Consider the following 19,891-nt stretch of genomic DNA (forward strand, 5'->3'; position numbering starts at 1 on the left):
TTCTTGATCCAAAAATTAACGAAGGCGCAGCATGCGCTCGACTTTTGCCACGTCAGACGGATGCAGCAAGCTGCTACCGCGCAGTTGACGCTTACGCTTGGTCGACATTTTGGTCAGGATGTGGCTCTTGAAAGCGTGCTTGTGCTTGATACCGTTAGCAGTTTTCAGAAACCGCTTAGCAGCACCACTTTTAGTCTTCATCTTTGGCATGTTCGGATACTCCGCATTCAGTTGATAAACATAATCAGAAGGCCTGCCGTGCCCTGTAGATTACTTCTTCTTTTTCGGGGCGATGACCATGATCAGCTGGCGTCCTTCCATCTTAGGATGCTGTTCGACCGAACCGTACTCGAGCAGGTCTTGTTCAACCCGCTTGAGGAGTTCCATCCCCAGCTCCTGGTGGGCCATCTCACGGCCGCGGAATCGCAAGGATACCTTGGCCCTGTCCCCATCACTCAGGAAACGTACCAGGTTGCGCAGTTTTACCTGGTAATCCCCTTCCTCCGTCCCTGGACGAAACTTGATTTCTTTTACTTGAATCTGCTTCTGGTTCTTCTTCGCCGCAGCAATCTGCTTCTTCTTTTCGAAGATCGACTTGCCGTAGTCCATCACCCGGCAAACAGGCGGGACTGCGTCGGCGGAGATTTCCACCAGGTCCAATTTGGACTCTTCAGCGATACGAAGCGCTTCATCAATCGAGACGATGCCAATCTGCTCGCCGTCAGCGCCAATTAACCGAACCTCGCGTGCCGAGATATTCTCGTTGATCGGGGCTTTCGGTGCAGCTCGTTTATCTTGTCTCATTTCACGCTTAATAATAATTACTCCGAATCTGGGCGACCACGCCGGGAAACCGCTTGCGCGAGGAACTCAGCGAACTGGGCGACGGGCATCGAGCCCAGGTCAGCACCTTCACGAGTACGCACAGCGACAGTCTGCATCTCGACTTCCCTGTCTCCAATAACCAAAAGATAGGGAACCTTGAGCAAGGTATGCTCGCGGATTTTAAAGCCGATCTTTTCATTTCTCAAGTCGGACTTGGCACGAAACCCGCTTTCGTTGAGAGTTTTTTCAACTTCAGCGGCAAAATCTGCCTGTTTATCAGTGATATTCATGATCACTGCCTGGGTCGGAGCAAGCCACGCCGGGAACGCACCCTCGTAGTGCTCGATCAGGATCCCGACGAACCGTTCGAACGAACCGAGGATCGCTCGGTGCAACATAACCGGGTGTTTACGGCTGTTGTCTTCGGAGACGTATTCGGCGCCCAGACGGATCGGCAGGTTAAAATCGAGCTGCAGGGTACCACACTGCCAGACGCGACCAAGGCAATCTTTCAGCGAGAACTCGATCTTCGGACCGTAGAACGCGCCCTCACCCGGCTGCAGATCGTACGCAAGCCCCGCACTGTCGAGCGCTGCGGCCAGTGCCGACTCTGCGCGATCCCACAGCTCGTCGGAACCGACTCGTTTTTCCGGACGAGTGGACAGTTTCATCTCGACTTCGGTAAAGCCGAAATCGCGATAAACATCCATGGTCAACTTGATGAACGCGGCGGATTCGGCCTGCATCTGCTCTTCGGTGCAGAAGATATGCGCGTCATCCTGAGTGAAGCCGCGCACACGCATGATGCCGTGCAGCGCACCCGAGGGCTCGTTACGGTGGCAGGCACCAAACTCCGCCAGGCGCATCGGCAGCTCGCGGTAGCTCTTCAGGCCCTGGTTGAACACCTGCACGTGGCAAGGGCAGTTCATCGGCTTGATGGCGTAGTCGCGGTTTTCCGACTGGGTGGTGAACATGTTGTCGGCATAGTTGGCCCAGTGCCCGGATTTCTCCCACAGGCTGCGGTCAACCACCTGAGGCGTCTTGATCTCCAGGTAGCCGTTTTCGCGCTGGACCTTGCGCATGTACTGTTCAAGCACCTGATACAGAGTCCAGCCGTTCGGGTGCCAGAACACCATGCCCGGCGCTTCTTCCTGGAGGTGGAACAGGTTCAGGCGCTTGCCGATCTTGCGGTGATCGCGTTTTTCGGCTTCTTCGATGCGCTGGATGTAGGCTGCCAGCTGCTTCTTGTCAGCCCACGCAGTGCCGTAGATCCGCTGCAGCTGCTCGTTCTTCGCATCACCACGCCAGTAGGCGCCGGACAACTTGGTCAGCTTGAACGACTTCAGGAAGCGCGTGTTCGGCACATGCGGACCACGGCACATGTCGACGTATTCTTCGTGGTAGTACAGGCCCATGGCCTGCTCGTCCGGCATGTCTTCGACCAGGCGCAGCTTGTAGTCTTCGCCACGGGCAGTGAACACGTCGATCACTTCGGCGCGCGGCGTGACCTTTTTGATCACGTCGTAATCTTTTTCAATCAGCGCATGCATGCGCTGCTCGATGGCCGCGAGGTCGTCCGGAGTAAAAGGACGCTCGTAGGCGATATCGTAATAGAAGCCTTCGTCGATGACCGGGCCGATGACCATCTTCGCAGTCGGATACAGTTGCTTGACCGCATGGCCAATCAAGTGCGCGCAAGAGTGGCGAATGATCTCCAGCCCCTCTTGATCCTTGGGCGTGATGATCTGCAGGCTGGCATCGCGGGTGATCAGGTCGCTGGCGTCAACCAGCTTGCCGTCGACCTTGCCGGCCACGGTGGCCTTGGCAAGGCCCGCACCAATGGATGCGGCGACCTCGGCTACGGAAACCGAATGATCGAATGAACGTTGACTGCCGTCGGGAAGAGTAATAGTTGGCATGGCGCCTCCTCTCCTAGTGGTGACCCCTACCAAAGGTCACGTGGGTTGGGATGAGCCAGTACAAGATCCAACACCAGGCCGTTCAGTGATGAACGCCTGCCTTACAGCGGCAGGAGCCTTTCGGCCAACCGATAATCGAACCAGAGTGACTGGAGTGAGCTAAAAAGACATGGCGAGGCGGCAAATGACGCGCCTTGGAATAGCCAGGAGGCGGATGCTAGCACAGATGAACGGTCATCGTGCTGGCACCTCTTCATGCAATAGCAAATTCCAGGCTTTATGGTCGCGAAAGTGAACTTGAGCTGTACGCTACCCCTCAAACCCACTGAGAATTGCCGTTCGTCCTCAAACCCCAGGAGCATTTCATGATGCGTTTTACCTCCAGCCTCGCCCTCGCTGCCTCCCTGACCCTCCTTTCGCTCGGTGCGCAGGCAGCAGCCCCCTCGAACTGGCCAGCGGGCGCACGGGACAGCTTTATTAATGACTGCAGCGCGGCAGCCAGCCAGAACGTGGATGCCAAAACCGCAAAGACTCACTGCGAATGCGGCGCTGACAAGATCAACGCAGAATTGAGCACCGCCGAAATCAAGGAACTCATGACCAACCAGAACGCCAGCCCGGAGCTTAAAAACAAAGCCGTCGCGGCAATTTCGTCCTGCAAAGTCGTGAAGAAAAAGTAAGATTTTCCACTGACACCACTGCTTTGCGCTGAGCAAAACAGCCCAAAAACTGCCATTTCTCACAAAATACGCAGCTTTTACGGCTTTTTTTATCAGTTGATATTTCGAGCCAAAGCCCCGTAGATCGGGGCTTTCAGCCGATCCAAACCCGCAATGCAGCGCTATTGATGAGCAAACAGTGCCTTGGGGGGGCTCCCAAGTCGAACATTTCGACTATGATAGCTCGGTGTGCCCAGTTGGCCTGAGCAGCACAGTACTACTGAAAATATATGTTTCTTGGAGATACACCATGTCTAATCGCCAAACCGGCACCGTTAAATGGTTCAACGATGAAAAAGGCTTCGGCTTCATCACTCCTCAAGGTGGCGGTGACGACCTGTTCGTACACTTCAAAGCTATCGAAAGCGACGGTTTCAAAAGCCTGAAAGAAGGCCAAACCGTTTCCTTCGTGGCTGAGAAAGGCCAAAAGGGTATGCAAGCTGCACAAGTTCGCGGCGAGTAATTCCCCGCTGAGCTAAAAAAACCCCGTCCATGTGACGGGGTTTTTTATGGGCGCTACAAAAGAGGCGCTATCAGCCGCAATTGACCCGCGTGATCACCAGGTTGTCGTCGGTGTTCAGGTTCAAGCGGTCGGAGCGATACTCCAGCGTGATCATATCGTTGGGCTTGAGGATACGTGCGTTCTGCGCGCCGGCACGCGTACGCGCCTGCTCCAGCAGTTGCGGCGAGGCTTTCTGGCCGATCGCGAACTCGGCGGCCTTCGACTCACAGCGGCTATGACCGGCATCGGTCACGGTGGCATCTTTGCCTGGCTCAGAGGCACCCGGGGTGCTGCAACCCGCCAACGCGAGTGCTGCCAACAAAGTACCGAATGATGCGAGCTTCCAAGGCATGAAGCCTCCTATGATAAAAAATGGACAGAGATCGTGCGACAGCAGTCAAGGCGATTGGTTTCAAGACGTTAACCGCCTGCGCGCAAGTCTGCCTGACTCACGGCCGGCAGGCGCCCGGTCAATCGTGACTAGATATGAACGTATTCAGTAGATGTCGATGTAGTCAGACGCTGGTTTTGGCCAGTTCTGTTTGAGCGCGTTGAAAATCTGCATGACCCAGACTTCATCGCTGGCCGCCACGATGCCGACATAGCCGGACCCTTTGGCCCAGGTCTCCAGGCGAAACAGCAGGCCATCAACCTCAGCCCCTCCGACCACCCCTGACGAAATGTAGGCGATGCCCGCCTTGCTGACCCGCAATTGGGTATGTTCATCGTCACTGGCGCTGCCAAGCAGTTGGCGCACAGCCTCCAGCGTAAGGTTATCGGGCTTGTTCAAATCGATTTGCACGCGCAGTTTCCCGGCCGTTAAACAGGGCGCCAGTGTCGCACAGCCCCCTCCCTCATGCCTAAGTAGCAGTGCCAAATGCCCCGCAAAATGCTTAACTGCGCCCGCTGGAACCGCTTTCCAGTGCATTACCTCGTATTTTCAGCCCGTGAGATTTCCATGACCACCGTAACGCTCCAAGCCGATATCAAAGCCAAATGGCCCCAAGGCCAAAGCTCCTACAGCCCTGGAAGCGCTGAAGAACTGGCGATCATTGGTATCGACCTGCTGGTCAAGGAACTGGGCACACAGGCGGCACAAGCGTTCATCGGCCAGGTATTCGAGAAATACCCGGCCGACTACATGGGGGCGCAAACGCGCGATTAAGGACCGGACGACGAACGTCGACCGGGTCAAGCACCCTACTTCAGACGCGCCAGGCGCTCGGTCAGCAGATCGAAAAAGCCCTGGGCGTCGCCGTTCTCGACCCAGAACACATTCTTCGGCTGCTTGAGGCCGTCGTACCAGTCGACGATGGTCTGGCCGAAGGTGGGGCCCTCACGACTGTCTACGACCATATTGGCCTCGCGGCCGCTGAACAGCGAAGGCTTGAGCAGGTACGCCACCACGGTAGCATCATGGACCGGACCACCCGGAATCCCGTAGTGCTCCATATCGCCTTTGACATACTCATTCAGAATGGCGCCGACCACCTGGCTCGCGTTGTTATTCAGGTCGGCAATCTTTTTAAGACGGGCGTCGCTGGTGAGGACCTTATGAGTCACGTCCAGCGGCAGGTAAGTCAGCTTCACACCACTTTTGAGCACAATCTCAGCCGCGACCGGATCGGCGAACAGGTTGAACTCGGCCACGGGCGTAATATTACCGCCATTGAAATGCGCGCCGCCCATCACAACGACTTCCTTGATGCCCTGGGTGATTTCCGGCGCCTGGGTCAACGCCAGCGCCAGGTTGGTCTGTGGGCCAAGCATGGCGATGGTGATGCTGTGCGGCGCGGCGCTGCTCAGGGTCTTGATCAGGTAGTCGACGGCATTGCCTTCGGCCAGGCCCTTCTTGGGCTCGTGCACGGTGACGCCGGAAATCCCTTCCTTGCCATGAATATTCTCTGCGTAGATCGGTGTGCGCAGCAGCGGTTTTGGCGCACCTGCGTACACCGGAATATCTTCGCGCCCGGCCCACTCACGTGCCAGGCGCGCATTGCGAGAGGTCTTGTCCAGGCGCACATTACCGGCGACGGTGGTCAGCGCACGAATCTTCAACTCCTCCGGCGAGGCCATGGCAAACAGCAACGCCACCACATCATCGGCCCCAGGGTCGGTGTCGATGATCAGGTCGATTTTTTCCGCCGCTTGGGCGCTTGCAGCAGTGAGCGCGGACAAAAGCAGAACACTCCGGAACAGGTTTTTCAGGGTATGCATAAAACACTCCTTGTCATAAGGGGGGACGCTAGAACGTTACGCCGGACACCAGCGCGATATTGCAATAAGGTTGGCACTCGCCCGTGCGCACGACCGCACGGGCATTGCGGCTCAGTTGCTTGAATTGGTCATGGCTGAGCAGGCGCCTTTCACCCAGCGCCGCCTGCTCTGCGAGCGTATCAAGCTCGCCCAGTGCAGGCGGTTGTTTAAGCAGGATTTCCTCCGCCAGCACGTGGCTTTCAACCTGCATTTCGCTCAGCACGATGCGCAAGGTGCTGATGAAATCCGGAATACCCTGGGTCAGCGCCAGGTCGATCAGCTCCACGCCGGGAGGCACCGGCAGACCCGCATCACCGATAACCAGGATGTCACCATGGCCCAGCGATGCGATGACCCGCGACAGGGCGATATTCAGCAAAGGTGTCTTTTTCATGAGGGCACAAAACCTTGTACGTCTTGCAGTGTAGGAATGGATGGCTGAGCACCGGCACGGGTCACTGACAACGCCGCCGCCACCTGGCCGAAACGGATCGCCTCGGCCTCGCTCTTGCCTGCGGCCAGCGCGGCGGCAAAGCCACCGACAAAGGTATCGCCGGCGGCCGTGGTATCGACCGCCTTGACCTTCGGCGCCACCCACTGTTCGAAGCCTTTGCCGTCGGCAAACAGTGCTCCCTGGGCGCCAAGGGTGATGATGACCTTGCCCGCCCCCGCCTTGATCAGCGCGGTCGCGGCGACCTTGGCGCTGTCGAGCGAGTCGACCGTCACACCGCTGAGGGCGGTGGCCTCACTTTCATTGGGGATCAGGTAATCGATCGAGTGATACCACTCGGCAGGCAACGGTGCGCTTGCCGGGGCGGGGTTGAGAATGACTGTCTTGCCCAGCTCACGCCCCCGCTTGAGCGCCTGCCCAACGGTATCCATCGGCACCTCAAGCTGACAGATGATCACATCTGCCGCCTGCAACACCGCGTCGCAGCTTTTCAGAGACGCTGGCGTCAACTGGTCGTTGCTGCCCGCCACAATCACAATGGCGTTCTGGCTGCTGTCATCCACCACGATCAACGCCACACCGCTGGAGCCTTCCACGGCACTGACCGCCTGGCAATCGACCCCCTCCACCAGCAGCGCTTCCCGCAATTGGCTGCCGTAGGCGTCAGTGCCGACGCAACCGACCATCGCGACATCCGCCCCCAGACGGGCCGCTGCGACGGCCTGGTTCGCGCCCTTGCCGCCGGGAACGGTGGAAAACGTCTGGCCGATCAGGGTTTCACCGGCACGTGGCAAACGACTGGCGCGAGTGACCAGGTCCATGTTCAAGCTGCCTATTACCACTACTTTTGCTGGCATACATCAGTACTCATCAATTCGGTTCAGCGGTATTGGGCGAACACATCGGCCAATGGCGCGGTCGACTCACGCAAAACAATGCTGGGCGTCACGATGCGTTGATCGATCGGCAGTTGGGGGGTTGCTATTCGTTGCAGTAATAATTCGGCCGCCGTCTCGCCCAATTGCAGGATCGACTGCCCGACCGTCGTCAGCGCGGGGTAGACATAGCGCCCCATCTGAATGTCATCGAAACCGATCACCGACAGCTCGCCCGGCACACGCAGATTGCGCTCCGCGGCGGCGCGCAGCACGCCAAAACCAATCATATCGTTGCTGGCGAAAATCGCACTGGGCGGGTTTCCCGACAACAACTGCACGGCTGCGGCGTAACCTCCGGTGCTGGTGAAGTCACTTTCCAGGATACGACTGGCCGACACTTCGACCCCCGCCTCGCGCAACGCGCGCTGGTAACCCGCCAGACGCATCTGTGCTACCCGGGTATGCACCGGGCCACCGATACAGGCGATGTCCCGATGCCCCAGTTCCAGCAGGTGGCGGGTGGCGAGATAAGCGCCCTCTTCGTGATCGATGCGTACCAGATCGACATCAATGCCATCCAGCGCCCGGTCGACAATCACCATGGGCGTGCGCACCGCACTCAAGCCGGCCGCAAGACCACTGTCATCGCCGCCCACGGACGTCACGATCAAGCCGTCGACGCGTTTCTCCAGCAACACGCGCAAATAACTGCGCTGTTTTTCAGCGTCGTCGTCGGAGTTGCAGAGAATCACGCAGTAGCCATTGCGCTCGCAGTAATCCTCGATGCCCCGCGCCAGCTCCGCAAAGTACGGGTTGAGGCTATTGGGCACCAGCAAGCCAATGGTGGCCGTGGTCTTGGCCTTGAGCGAGCGCGCAACGGCGCTGGGCACGTAGTCCAACTGCTTGATCGCCGCCTCGACTTTGACGCGTACCGGCTCGCTGACCGGGCGCGTCTTGTTCACCACATGGGACACCGTGGTATAGGAAATACCCGCAAGCGCCGCCACATCCTTGATCGTTGCCATGGTTCAGCCCCGCCGACTGGCGCGCTGGCTGCGATAGGTATCGAGGACCACGGCAATCACAATGACAGCACCGGTAATGATGCGTTTAGTGGGTTCCGTAGCACCGATCTGCGCAAGGCCAGCCGCCAGCACCGAAATAATCAACACCCCGAAAAAGGTACTGATGACCGAACCGCGCCCGCCCATCAGGCTGGTACCGCCGATCACCACAGCGGCGATCACTTGCAGCTCCAGGCCGGAACCGGCGTTCGGGTCTGCCGCTTCAAGGCGCGAGATCTGGAACAACGCCGCAACACCGGCCAACAACCCCATCAGGCTGAATACCAGGATTTTGTAGGGCTTGGGATTGATCCCCGCCAGACGCACAGCCTCCTCGTTTGTGCCGATACCAATGAGGTAGCGACCGAATACCGTACGGGTCAACACCAGTTGCGCCGCGATGATCACCAGCAACGCAATGATGAACGACGGAGAAATACCAAAGGCAATCGGGTTGGATAACCAGGCAAACGAGTCACCGATGTAAGCGGTGCGCGAGCCGGTCATCTGATAGGCCACGCCCCGCGCCATTTCCAGCACACCGAGCGAGACGATGAACGACGGAATCCGCCAGGCCACGGTGATCGAGCCGGTGATAGTGCCGGCCAGCGCTGCGCAACCCATGCCGAGTATGGCGGCCGGCAACACGCTCCAGCCCCAGCCGAGAATCGCCACGCTGACCGCCGATGCGGCCAACGCCAGCACCGAGCCCACCGACAGGTCGATACCGCCGATGATCAGGATGAAGGTCATGCCCACCGCAAGCACCATCAGGTCCGGAATCTGGTTGGCCAGGGTGCTGAAGGTGTCATAGGACAGGAAGTGGTCGCTGAGCACCGAGAACAGCGCAATCATCGCCAGCAAGGCACCGGCCAGGCCCAGGTAGGTACCCAGGCCGTAGAAGTTACCGCCGGTTTTGCCGGGGGAAGTTATTGTTTTCATGGGGTATCCCTAAGCACTGCGTCGTTGAGCAGCGCATCACGTTTTTGATAGCCGGCAAAGGCGGCGGCAAGCAGCTCGTCCTGGGTCCAGCTGTCGCGCTCGAAGGTTTCGATCAGGCGTCCGGCGGAGAGCACGCCGATCCGATCACAGATCAGCATCAGCTCTCGCAGATCGCTGGACACCACCACCAGCGCCTTGCCCTGGCGAGTCAGCTCGCCCAGCAAGGCATAGATGTCGAACTTGGCACCAACGTCGATGCCACGGGTCGGTTCGTCGAACAGCATCACCGCACAATCGCGCTCCAGCCAGCGACCAATCACGACTTTCTGCTGGTTGCCACCCGACAGCTCGCTGACCAATTGCGCCGGGCTGGAGCTGCGGATGCGCATGGCATCTACCTGACGCTTGGCCAAGGCGGTTTCGTCACGGTTGTTCACCACGCCACCACCGGAAATCTTGGGCATGTTGCCCAGCGCGATGTTGGCACTGATGGATTGGGTCAGCAGCAAACCTTCACCTTTGCGGTCCTCGGTGATCAAGGCAATCCCATGCCCCACCGCGTCCACTGGCGAACGAATGCTCACTACCTGGGCAGGCGAGCCCAGGGCAATGGTGCCGCTGTCGGCCAGGTCGGCACCAAAGATCAGGCGCAACAGCTCGGTGCGGCCGGCGCCGATCAAGCCGGAGATGCCATAGATTTCGCCGGCGCGCACTTCAAAGGACACATCGCGAACCTTGTCCGAACGGGTCAGCCCTTTCACGGTCAGGGCGGGACCACCAATGGTCCGCGGGCCCAGGTCAATCTGCTCACCCAACTCACGGCCCACCATCAGGGTGACCAGTTGCTCGCTGTTGTAGTTGGCCATCGGCTCGACGCAGACCAGCTTGCCATCACGCAGTACCGCAATGCGCTGGGCAACACGGGCCAGCTCCTCGAGCCTGTGCGAGATGTAGATGATCGCCACGCCGCGAGCCTGCAAGCGGGTGATTTGCTCGAACAGCATCTCGACTTCACGCGCGGTGAGCATGGCCGTGGGCTCGTCGAGGATCAGCACATGGCAATCGCCGATCAGGTTGCGCGCAATCTCGACCATTTGTTGATGCCCGATACCCAGGCTGCCGACGAGGGTGTCCGGGTCGATGGCGTCCAGGCCAACCTGGGCCATGGCTTCGATTGCGGCCGTGCGCAGTTGCTTGCGGCTGATCCAGCCGCACCGGCTGGGCAGGTTATCCAGGAACAGGTTTTCGGCCACGGTCAGCGTCGGCAGCAAGTTGAGTTCCTGCATGACCATGCGCACGCCCAGCTCTTCGGCCTGGGTACGGCTGGCCGGGCGGTAATCCTGACCGTTGAACTGCATGTGCCCGGTGGTCGGCGTGACCAAGCCGCCGATAATCTTCGACAGCGTGCTTTTACCTGCACCGTTTTCACCGGTCAGCGCCAGCACTTCCCCGCGATTGAGCGTCAGGGTGATGTCGGCCAGAACCGGTTGGGCATAGGTTTTGCCGATACCGCTGACCGAGAGGACAGCGTTCGGGGCGGAAGATGACATAGGAAAATCTCCAGGCGCCCGCTCAGGACGAGCGGACGCTGTTGGGTACTGCCAGGATTACTTCTTGAGGACGAGTTCGACAGGGGTTTCGATCACGCCGTCTTTGGCATCGACTTTCTCACCCTTGACCAGCTTGAGCGCGTTCTGGATACCGAACACGGCTTGCTGGGCAGCAGCCTGGTCGGCGGTCGCAAGTACACGGCCGTCTTGCAGCATCGGCTTGATGGCTTCGATGTTGTCATAGCCGACCACCTGCACTTTGCCAGTCTTGCCTGCGGCACGTACGGCAGACACAGCGCCCAGCGCCATGTTGTCATTGCCGGCCAGCAGTGCCTTGAGGTCTGGGTGTTCGCTCAACATGGCGGACGCCACTTTCTGGCCCTGGTCGATTTCCCAGTTGCCGGACTGGGTGGAAACGATCTTCATACCGGCAGCGTCCATCGCATCCTTGAAGCCTGCGGTGCGCTGCTGGGCATTGGTGGTGGTGGGTACGCCTTCGATGATCGCGACTTTGTCACCCGAGGTCAGGTGCTTGGCCAGGTAATCGCCTACCAGCTTGGCGCCTTTGCGGTTGTCCGGGCCTACGAACGGAATGTCGAGGTTTTTGCTTTTCAGGACGTCAGGGTCCAGGCGGTTATCAATGTTGACGACCTTGATGCCCGCGTCCGAAGCCTTCTTCAGCACGGTGACCAGCGCCTTGGAGTCGGCAGGAGCAATCACGATGGCGTTAACCTTGGCGAGGATCATCTGGTTGACGATATCGATCTGCGCGCTGGTATCGGTTTCGTTCTTGATGCCGTTGGTGATCATGTCGAAGTCGGCGGCGTGGGCTTTCTGGTAGTCCTTGGCACCGTCCTGCATCGTGACGAAAAATTCATTGGCGAGGGACTTCATGACCAGGCCGACCTTGGGTTTGGCGGCGGCATCATCGGCAAATGCAGAGGAGAGAGGCAGGGCAGCGGATGCGGCGGCGAGCACAGCGACAGCAAGAAGGCGTCCAGCAAATGGCAGCTTCATGGGTTCACTCCGATCTTATGATTATTGTGAGCAACGCTTGCACCGAAACCCTCTTCGGCAGCCGCCCCACCCGGGGGGCTGAAACGAGCGGTCACGACACACCAGAAGCGCTTCGTGAAACATCTCGCAAACGTTTGCGTTATTCAAACTATGAGAACCTTGTCGAGGTTTGTCAACGGGGTAAACCGTCTTTCATCCAAGGTCCTCAGCGCCGCAGTTACGCTCCCTGAGGATGTGTTTGAACATCGCCTCACCAGGTCCTGCGCCGAAACGACAGGCTGTGACACCAAGGTCATGCGGGAGCCAGGAATATTCCGTCATCTTTTTCGGACAACCGAACGAAATACCCACGCACTGTTCGGAAAGCCGGACAAACGCCCTTTTCGCAACGTCAAAAATTCAAATTAAGTTGTTTTAAATCAATACGTTAATTTATATCCCTGCGCACAATCCGCCTGGTACAAATCCTGCTCCTTCTCAGCACCCGAGGCGTTCAGAGTCGCCCGGGTGTTCTGGATGAAACTGCCACCGCACTCATCAAAAACCAGAGAGAAAAATAATGAAATCTGCATTGAAGAACTTTGTTCCGGGCGCCCTCGCCCTTCTGCTGCTGTTCCCTGTTGCCGCCCACGCTAAAGAAGTTGAAACCAAGACCAAACTGTCCAACGTGGTGATCCTCGCCACCGGCGGTACCATCGCCGGCGCTGGCGCCAGTGCCGCCAACAGCGCCACCTATCAGGCAGCCAAAGTCGGTATCGAACAACTGATCGCCGGCGTTCCCGAGCTCTCCCAGATCGCCAACGTGCGTGGCGAACAAGTGATGCAGATCGCCTCCGAAAGCATCAACAACGAAAACCTGCTGCAACTGGGCCGCCGCGTGGCCGAACTGGCCGACAGCAAGGACGTTGACGGCATCGTGATCACCCACGGTACCGACACCCTCGAAGAAACCGCCTACTTCCTGAACCTGGTGGAAAAAACCGACAAGCCAATCGTGGTGGTCGGCTCCATGCGCCCAGGCACCGCGATGTCCGCGGACGGCATGCTTAACCTGTACAACGCCGTGGCCGTGGCCGGCAGCAAAGATGCGCGTGGCAAGGGCGTGCTGGTGACCATGAACGACGAGATCCAATCGGGTCGCGACGTCAGCAAAATGATCAACATCAAAACCGAAGCGTTCAAGAGCCCATGGGGCCCGCTGGGCATGGTAGTGGAAGGCAAATCCTACTGGTTCCGCCTGCCAGCCAAGCGCCACACCATGGATTCGGAATTCGACATCAAGACCATCAAGAGCCTGCCTGACGTTGAAATTGCCTACGGCTACGGCAACGTAAGCGATACCGCCTACAAAGCATTGGCCCAAGCTGGCGCCAAGGCCATCATCCACGCCGGTACCGGTAATGGTTCGGTATCGTCCAAGGTCGTTCCAGCGCTGGTGGAACTGCGCAAGCAAGGCGTGCAGATCATTCGCTCCTCCCACGTCAACGCCGGCGGCATGGTGCTGCGCAACGCCGAACAGCCGGACGACAAATACGACTGGGTCGCCGCCCTTGACCTGAACCCACAAAAAGCCCGCATCCTGGCAATGGTTGCCCTGACCAAGACCCAGGACAGCAAGGAACTGCAACGGATGTTCTGGGAATACTGATTCCTGGAGACACTGCGGTAGAGGCAGATTTATCTGCCTCTACCCACTCGTAACCCCTGCAATAAAAGCGCTCGCCCTCCCCCCAAAAATCAACGCCAGACGCGCCACGATTGAGAGGGCGACGGCAGCTCCACTTGCTAACGAAGCAAATAGTAGTCTTGGGGGTCAGTCAGGTCCTGATTGAATCCGCCCTCAATCACGATGGACACCAGGTTCACCGCGATAACTGCTACAAACAATCCCGCGATACCTTTGCTAATCAGCGGCATCCGAGCGACGGAGCGGCTCTCTGGCAACAACATCAGCCCCGCGATATACACGATGGCTGCCACTGAGGCGATCGCACTCCAGGTGTACATGTGAATGCCGAATACCGTCTCTGCATAACCCGGATCTCCAGGTACGATATGCAACAGCATATGCCGAAGTGAGACACCACCTGCAAGCAGCGCCCCCACAATAGCGAAGCTATAGTGTTTATTCTTGATGCCCAACCTCAGGTTAAACAAGAAGCCCAGCCCCAGAGCAATCAAGCCTGCCCGAATCAAGTTGCACAATGTACACGGCAGACTATGGAGCGCAAATTGGTAAAAAAAAGCAACCATCAGGACAACACACACGCCTAATAAACCTAGGGCATTTAAATGCCTGTTCATCATCGCACCTCATCAGTCTTAGAATGACGCATTCACCATGTCGGTTGCGTTATGCATAAAGAGCACCAACAGCACAATTACAAGCAGAGAGAATAGGCCATCACTGAGCTTTTCACGTCCATACATGGCAGCCATGGCGGCGCCAAGTGCTATAAAGAAAGGGGTAAATAGCATATTTTTTTCCTCAGTGCTTGTGCCCGACACTATGCAGGCACTCGACGTTTAATAGAACGGGCGCCTGGCTGATTACTTCTATCACATCAGCCCACCGATACGACGACCTGAAAGAAACACCACTTAAGGCCTTCCAGAAGTTATTGATTTAAATATTATTAACAACCAACCACTCACACAAGGAAAGTTTCGTGAAACAAATGACACATTCAACCGAATGATAAATAGCGAGCACGAGCATTAACTATATTTTACGCGCACCGGATGGACACAGGAGCAAGATCAATCAAAAGACCCACCTAGACAGCTATACCCCCAACCCTTTCTTGAAGTAGTTACGCGGCGTAGTCCCAGTCAAACTTTTGAAGAACGCGATCAATACGCTGTCGTTACAGAACCCCAGTTCAAACGCGCAGTAATCAAGGCTATGTCCGGTTGCAAGCAGTTCAAGGCAGCGCAACAGTCGCCATTGCTGCCGCCATTGCTGATACCCCATCCCCGTCTCACGCAGGAAGATACGGCTAATGGTCTTCCCGCTGGCCCCCACGCGAGTTACCAATGTCTGCAAATTTGGAGGTAATCGTTCAAGTTGTGCCAACAAAGGCGCAAGGCGCTTGTCTTGAGGCAAAGGTAGAGTAATCGGTTGCCTCGGCGCATCGGCGACCTCAACCAGGCACAAGGCCAACAAGTGGGCATACTTACCCTGGCTCCAATCGGCATCATTCGGTGCTTGCGTCATGCTTTCCAGCACCGCGCGCAGCAATGGGCTGACTTCGATCACTCGCACATCATCACCCAGGGGGACTGACAGCGCACGGTTAAAATACACCGAGCGATATTCTGCTGCTTGTATTACAGCACGATGCTTAACCCCCGCGGGTATCCACACAGCACGCATGGGTGGCAGCAAACACAGCAGGTTCTCCAGAGTGATTCGGGCGCTGCCCTGCTGGGTAAACATCAATTGCCCGCGGTGATGTTGGTGCATGCCGGAGTCATGGTAGCGGTGCATGATGCTAAGCCCGATGACGGGCGCATCACCGAAGCTGTCGGCATCGAAGCCACTATTGGGTTTGACGAGGGCCATGCTTTGTCCGATTTCAATGATTATTTGTCGAAAACAAGATAATACGCCAAAGTTCCAACACTTAGAATGCGCTACGTTTTTCCATCGAGTGCATGTATATGAATTCCCGAAGCTTTCTTGCGCTGACGATCACACTGATGATGTTCCCTCAAATTGCCCAGACGCTCTACAGCCCTGCGCTGGCGGATATCGAGCAAGTATTCAGTGTGGGCTCGCAGGCCACCTCCCAATTACTCTCAGTGTTTTTTATCGGCTTTGCCCTTGGCGTCCTGGTCTGGGGCCGGGTCAGCGACTGCCTGGGTCGACGCACCGCCATGCTTGCAGGCTTGGCGTTTTATACGCTCGGCTCCGCACTTGCATTGCTTGCTAAAAGCTTTGAGGCACTGATCATCGCTCAAGCGGTGGCGGCATTTGGTGCAGCAGTCGGCTCAGTGGTGACTCAAACACTGCTGCGCGACCGCTACTCGGGTACCGAACTGGCCCATGTCTATTCCATTGCAAGCATCGCCCTGGCTGCAAGCCCGGCAATTGGTTTGTTTATTGGGGCCAGCCTGGTGCACCTTCAGGGCTATTCAGGCGTGCTGACCTGCTTGTTAGTGCTCTCCCTGGTGTTATTGGCTTGGTGCCTGGTGAAACTGCCAGAAACTCGTCCGCAAGCACTATCCCCGACGCCACTATTGAACACGTTGGGTCAAATGCTCCAGGATCCAGGGATATGGCGATCCGCCGCATTGGTCGCGGCATTCAACGTTGCACTGTTCAGCTACTACAGCGTGGGGCCTTTCCTGTTTGATAACTTGGGAATGACGGCCGAATCCTTTGGCAACAGCGGCGTATTGCTGGCGTTGGGGTCGGGCCTCGGAGCGTGGTTAAACAGACGGTTACTCAAACGCGGTGTAGGCGGTTCCAGCGTGGTAGAAATTGCGAGCTGCCTGATGCTTTTCGGCGCCTTGCTTATGTTGTTACTGCAAGGCAGCTGGCTGTTCATCACCCCGATGCTACTGGTGGTCTTAGCGTTCGGCATGGCGATTCCTAATGTATTGGGAACAGCGCTGGTTAAGTATCAGGACCGCCTTGGTACAGCGGGAGCGCTGTTTGGTTTCTTGTATTACTTGATGATTGGTGGCGCGATGATGGTGGTGGCGTGGGCACAGGAACTGGGCTGGACCATCTTGATCTGTAGCTTGGTGGCACTTCTTTCGAGTATCGAGAGAGAACAAACGCGCGCAGCCTGATTAATGTGCTCAACCGTCAGTGGTCTCAGGCACGTTCAACACGTGTTCTGAATAACGATTTAGCCTCATTGACGGCCAATGCAGCAATAACCAACCCCAGCGCAATGACCTCTTTTGAGCCAAATGCCTCATCTCGGATAGCTACGCCTAGGGCCACCCCAACCAAAGGAACAATGAAGTTGGACAATGAGGTGAAGACAGAGCCACAACGCTGAGTCAACGAGGCGTACATGAGATAAGCCAATCCAGAGCCAATCGTGCCTAAGACCAGCACCGACAGTGCGCTTTCAAGGTTCCAGCTCAGCAACCATGGTTTGTCCAGTATCAATGCAGCGATGACTAACGGAACCGAGGACGTCCACAGGATGTTTCTGACTGATCGAATCGGACTGCTGTGCGGGATTCGCTCCAGTAGGTTAAGACTGAGTGCAAAACTCAATGCGCCAAGAAAAATCGCCATTTCATACATTAACTTTCCACCCGCACCGTCTGCGCTGGGGTTGACCAACACCACGATACCGGTAAAACCAAAGATCACACTCAGCGCAGAATACGCAGTAAACCCCTTACGCTTACTCATGAACACCGACAGGATCAGGGTAAGGATAGGCACACTGCCGATGATGACTGCCGTCACGCTGCTGTCCACGTGCTGTTGCCCCCAGGCAATCAGAAACAGCGGCAGTACTGCCTCAAACAAAGCGATGCATAGAAATAAACTCCAGACCGACAATGATCGCTTGGTACGTGGGGTCGATGGCTCCGAGATAAACCCCGTCAAAATGCTCAGGGTGATTGCCCCCAACAGCACCCGGGCCGCGGTGACTGTAACCGGTGGAAACGCCTGCAAAGCCTGTGCATTGAATAAAAACTGCCCACCCCAGACGATGCCGATGGCAAGCAGCGTCAGGTAATCTCTCAGCGATCTCTGAGCGTCCATACGTTTTTCCTTCAGTTATCAAGAGCGCCAGACTTGAAGCCTGTCGCGGGAGCTGCCTTAATAAGCAAGCTAACGGTTTCAATATTATCGAGCCCACAATGACTTATGCAATTAAAAACTTTGATAATTCGACGTCACGTTCATCCGAACACCTCTTGAGATACCTCAAAACGCACGGCGCCTGCAGTACGGCGAGCTTGTCAAAGGTGCTAGGAGTGTCGTCCGAAGCGGTGCGTCAACAGATGGCTAAATTGGTCGAACAAGCCCTGGTCGATAGCGTGGTCTCACGCTCAGGCGTTGGCCGACCCAAACAGCTGTGGCAATTGACTGACTCCGGTCATGCTCGATTTCCCGATACGCACGCCCAGCTCACCGTGCAAATCATCGAATCGGTGACGCTGCTGTTTGGCCAGGGGGGCATAGATCAAGTCATCGAACTACGCGGCTCGCAGCAATTAGCCGAGTATCAAGCGCAACTGGAGTCGGCAAGCTCCTTGGCCGAACGCGTCCGGCGGCTGGCCGAGGCGCGTGACGCGGAGGGCTACATGGCACGGGTTGAAAACGATGGTGATGATTTCTTATTGATCGAGGATCATTGTCCTATTTGCGCTGCCGCAACCAAATGCCAAGGATTCTGCGCGTCGGAACTGTCGCAATTTCAAATGCTGATGCAGGGATGGGGGCAGGTGACACGCGAAGAGCATTTACTACGTGGCGGTCGTCGCTGCGTCTACCGTATCCGTAAAATCGTCGAGTAATGAATCAGCAGACCTTAAATGCCCCGCCCTCCAGCCTGCGAGTGCACCAGCCCGAACACCCGCATCACAGGCGGCAGGGCATTAGGGTTCAGCCAACATGCGTTTGTAGAAATTGTAGGAAAGCTGATTATGCATCCCTAGCTTTTCAGCGACACTCCACGACGCGGGGTTACTCTCATCGCAAGACCAGATCGGCTGGAGCCCAAGTCCAGAAAGATGACGCATGAGAAGACTGCAAAGCATGGTCGACAGGCCCTTACCTCGATAAGCAGGATGCGTCACGGTACCAATCTCTACAAACTGTTTTGAAGCAATCCCGTAAGCCTCGCTGGCGATGACGCCTGCAGCAGCGTCCCACAAAACCCAACCATAACCGCGCTTGAGAAAATGCTCAGTGCCGCCGAAAATACCACTCATGAAGTCAAACCAAATACAGTCTTTAAATAAAGCTTCACTGTCCAGCGGACGAACTAGATAACCCGACGTATTATTGACCTCAACGGACGTTGCAGTGGAATAAGCATATTGACGTCGAGGCGTCGGTTCCAAACCAAATCTATTGGCCTGATGCGGACTCAACGCAGGCAATACGAACTTTATTTCAGCCTTACCCCTTAATAGGTCAAGACAGGATTGTATCTGCTGCGTGCTGAATACCCCCGCCGCAAACGCATATGAGGCCGCGCTGACAACCATACAATTGCCAGGTTCAAAGGCATCATCAACAAAGACCTCACCAGGCAGCAAGCCCTCGATAACCCCATGCACAAATGGCAAATTAGGATAATCATCAGCAAATAATTTTCGCACGCACTCATCATGCAAAGATGAAATCTTTTTCACTAAACAATCCCTATATTTATTAAATGACTGCCGAGGCGTAGAACAGCGACTACAACAAAATGACACACTGTTTACCCCAGCACGCCCAGCAGTAGCGACTGGATTATCCTCGACACCCAAGGCACTGATAACTGTTGCCCGGCCGCTTCCTGAATGTCTATATAAACTGCCTGATTATAGGTGAGGGATCGATTGGAGAAGTGTGAAAAAATTATAAATAACATAACTGCACATCCACGCGGTGATAGCCTCATCGACCGGCAGTGAAATTATTTCTAGAACAGCACACCCGTCGGCCGTCATGAAATATTTTCCATCCTCCCCCTCCTCTATTTCATGCTCGCACGCCAAGCACCCAGCACGAAGCGCCCATCAGTAACCGACGGGCATGCCTGCACGCTGGGCTTAAGACAGGGCTCAAAAACCG

The 19,891-nt window shown here is 56.6% G+C and carries 23 protein-coding genes; 6 read left to right on the forward strand and 17 right to left on the reverse strand.

Features of this window, described 5'->3' with window-relative positions:
• Nucleotides 1–15: 15 nt before the first annotated feature.
• The 3 genes from rpmI to thrS are packed head-to-tail and all read right to left on the reverse strand — an operon-like array spanning nucleotide 16 to nucleotide 2,744.
• The gene (gene rpmI, locus DK870_RS17820; protein ID WP_002553160.1) at nucleotides 16–210 is read right to left on the reverse strand and encodes a 50S ribosomal protein L35; all 195 of its coding nucleotides are present in this window, start codon (nucleotides 208–210) and stop codon (nucleotides 16–18) included.
• A 60-nt stretch (nucleotides 211–270) separates the two neighbouring features.
• Nucleotides 271–822 (reverse strand): translation initiation factor IF-3, encoded by a 552-nt coding sequence (infC, locus tag DK870_RS17825; protein WP_174554058.1) that lies wholly within the window; start codon nucleotides 820–822, stop codon nucleotides 271–273.
• Complete coding sequence (thrS, locus tag DK870_RS17830; protein WP_060756900.1) at nucleotides 822–2,744, reverse strand: threonine--tRNA ligase; 1,923 nt, start codon at nucleotides 2,742–2,744, stop codon at nucleotides 822–824. The genes infC and thrS overlap by 1 nt, the downstream gene beginning before the upstream one ends.
• Before the next feature lie 365 nt (nucleotides 2,745–3,109).
• On the opposite strand from thrS, the gene DK870_RS17835 reads away from it, so the two are divergent.
• Together DK870_RS17835 and DK870_RS17840 are read left to right on the forward strand one after the other, a co-directional pair.
• Complete coding sequence (locus DK870_RS17835) at nucleotides 3,110–3,424, forward strand: hypothetical protein (protein WP_081087091.1); 315 nt, start codon at nucleotides 3,110–3,112, stop codon at nucleotides 3,422–3,424.
• A gap of 289 nt (nucleotides 3,425–3,713) precedes the next feature.
• Nucleotides 3,714–3,926 (forward strand): cold-shock protein, encoded by a 213-nt coding sequence (locus DK870_RS17840; RefSeq protein WP_003234260.1) that lies wholly within the window; start codon nucleotides 3,714–3,716, stop codon nucleotides 3,924–3,926.
• Nucleotides 3,927–3,996: 70 nt separating this feature from the next.
• On the opposite strand, the gene DK870_RS17845 is transcribed toward DK870_RS17840, so the two are convergent.
• Together DK870_RS17845 and DK870_RS17850 are read right to left on the reverse strand one after the other, a co-directional pair.
• Complete coding sequence (locus DK870_RS17845) at nucleotides 3,997–4,317, reverse strand: I78 family peptidase inhibitor (protein ID WP_090369850.1); 321 nt, start codon at nucleotides 4,315–4,317, stop codon at nucleotides 3,997–3,999.
• 144 nt (nucleotides 4,318–4,461) lie between these two features.
• The gene (locus DK870_RS17850) at nucleotides 4,462–4,767 is read right to left on the reverse strand and encodes a hypothetical protein (RefSeq protein ID WP_060756903.1); all 306 of its coding nucleotides are present in this window, start codon (nucleotides 4,765–4,767) and stop codon (nucleotides 4,462–4,464) included.
• A 156-nt stretch (nucleotides 4,768–4,923) separates the two neighbouring features.
• Between DK870_RS17850 and DK870_RS17855 the strand changes: the two genes are divergently transcribed.
• A complete protein-coding gene (locus DK870_RS17855; RefSeq protein WP_060756904.1) occupies nucleotides 4,924–5,130 on the forward strand; it encodes a hypothetical protein in 207 nt (68 codons plus the stop codon).
• 35 nt (nucleotides 5,131–5,165) lie between these two features.
• Here DK870_RS17855 and DK870_RS17860 read toward each other — a convergent pair whose 3' ends face one another.
• From DK870_RS17860 to DK870_RS17890, 7 genes are read right to left on the reverse strand one after another with little or no spacing between them, the layout of a single operon-like run.
• On the reverse strand, nucleotides 5,166–6,182 hold the full coding sequence (locus tag DK870_RS17860) for a nucleoside hydrolase (RefSeq protein WP_161549289.1): 1,017 nt from the start codon (nucleotides 6,180–6,182) through the stop codon (nucleotides 5,166–5,168).
• 28 nt (nucleotides 6,183–6,210) lie between these two features.
• Nucleotides 6,211–6,615, reverse strand: a complete 405-nt coding sequence (gene rbsD / locus DK870_RS17865) for a D-ribose pyranase (protein WP_104994309.1) — start codon at nucleotides 6,613–6,615, stop codon at nucleotides 6,211–6,213.
• Nucleotides 6,612–7,529, reverse strand: a complete 918-nt coding sequence (gene rbsK, locus DK870_RS17870) for a ribokinase (protein ID WP_161549290.1) — start codon at nucleotides 7,527–7,529, stop codon at nucleotides 6,612–6,614. The genes rbsD and rbsK overlap by 4 nt, the downstream gene beginning before the upstream one ends.
• 23 nt (nucleotides 7,530–7,552) lie before the next feature.
• Complete coding sequence (locus DK870_RS17875; RefSeq protein ID WP_060756908.1) at nucleotides 7,553–8,575, reverse strand: LacI family DNA-binding transcriptional regulator; 1,023 nt, start codon at nucleotides 8,573–8,575, stop codon at nucleotides 7,553–7,555.
• A gap of 3 nt (nucleotides 8,576–8,578) precedes the next feature.
• A complete protein-coding gene (locus DK870_RS17880) occupies nucleotides 8,579–9,556 on the reverse strand; it encodes an ABC transporter permease (RefSeq protein WP_060756909.1) in 978 nt (325 codons plus the stop codon).
• A complete protein-coding gene (locus DK870_RS17885) occupies nucleotides 9,553–11,106 on the reverse strand; it encodes a sugar ABC transporter ATP-binding protein (RefSeq protein WP_060756910.1) in 1,554 nt (517 codons plus the stop codon). The genes DK870_RS17880 and DK870_RS17885 overlap by 4 nt, the downstream gene beginning before the upstream one ends.
• Nucleotides 11,107–11,163: 57 nt before the next feature.
• Nucleotides 11,164–12,123 (reverse strand): sugar ABC transporter substrate-binding protein, encoded by a 960-nt coding sequence (locus DK870_RS17890; RefSeq protein ID WP_060756911.1) that lies wholly within the window; start codon nucleotides 12,121–12,123, stop codon nucleotides 11,164–11,166.
• Nucleotides 12,124–12,682: 559 nt separating this feature from the next.
• Between DK870_RS17890 and DK870_RS17895 the strand changes: the two genes are divergently transcribed.
• A complete protein-coding gene (locus DK870_RS17895) occupies nucleotides 12,683–13,771 on the forward strand; it encodes an asparaginase (protein WP_090369838.1) in 1,089 nt (362 codons plus the stop codon).
• A gap of 137 nt (nucleotides 13,772–13,908) precedes the next feature.
• Here the strand turns inward: DK870_RS17895 and DK870_RS17900 are convergent, their stop codons facing one another.
• The 3 genes from DK870_RS17900 to DK870_RS17910 form a co-directional block, all read right to left on the reverse strand.
• Nucleotides 13,909–14,430: a disulfide bond formation protein B gene (locus tag DK870_RS17900; protein ID WP_161549291.1), complete on the reverse strand. Its 522-nt coding sequence runs from the start codon at nucleotides 14,428–14,430 to the stop codon at nucleotides 13,909–13,911.
• Nucleotides 14,431–14,445: 15 nt separating this feature from the next.
• Entirely contained in the window at nucleotides 14,446–14,601 is a 156-nt protein-coding gene (locus DK870_RS17905) for a hypothetical protein (protein WP_161549292.1), read from the reverse strand.
• A gap of 307 nt (nucleotides 14,602–14,908) precedes the next feature.
• Nucleotides 14,909–15,688: a helix-turn-helix domain-containing protein gene (locus tag DK870_RS17910; protein WP_161549293.1), complete on the reverse strand. Its 780-nt coding sequence runs from the start codon at nucleotides 15,686–15,688 to the stop codon at nucleotides 14,909–14,911.
• Between the two features lie 98 nt (nucleotides 15,689–15,786).
• Here DK870_RS17910 and DK870_RS17915 point away from each other — a divergent pair, with 98 nt between their 5' ends.
• Complete coding sequence (locus DK870_RS17915) at nucleotides 15,787–16,923, forward strand: MFS transporter (RefSeq protein ID WP_161549294.1); 1,137 nt, start codon at nucleotides 15,787–15,789, stop codon at nucleotides 16,921–16,923.
• A 25-nt stretch (nucleotides 16,924–16,948) separates the two neighbouring features.
• On the opposite strand, the gene DK870_RS17920 is transcribed toward DK870_RS17915, so the two are convergent.
• Complete coding sequence (locus DK870_RS17920; RefSeq protein WP_161549295.1) at nucleotides 16,949–17,863, reverse strand: DMT family transporter; 915 nt, start codon at nucleotides 17,861–17,863, stop codon at nucleotides 16,949–16,951.
• A gap of 98 nt (nucleotides 17,864–17,961) precedes the next feature.
• On the opposite strand from DK870_RS17920, the gene DK870_RS17925 reads away from it, so the two are divergent.
• Entirely contained in the window at nucleotides 17,962–18,621 is a 660-nt protein-coding gene (locus DK870_RS17925) for a metalloregulator ArsR/SmtB family transcription factor (RefSeq protein ID WP_161549296.1), read from the forward strand.
• Between the two features lie 81 nt (nucleotides 18,622–18,702).
• Here DK870_RS17925 and DK870_RS17930 read toward each other — a convergent pair whose 3' ends face one another.
• A complete protein-coding gene (locus DK870_RS17930) occupies nucleotides 18,703–19,464 on the reverse strand; it encodes a GNAT family N-acetyltransferase (protein WP_161549297.1) in 762 nt (253 codons plus the stop codon).
• Nucleotides 19,465–19,891 lie beyond the last annotated feature (427 nt).

Origin of the sequence: Pseudomonas sp. Q1 (assembly GCF_009935975.1) — a bacterium.
Lineage (GTDB): Bacteria > Pseudomonadota > Gammaproteobacteria > Pseudomonadales > Pseudomonadaceae > Aquipseudomonas > Aquipseudomonas palleroniana.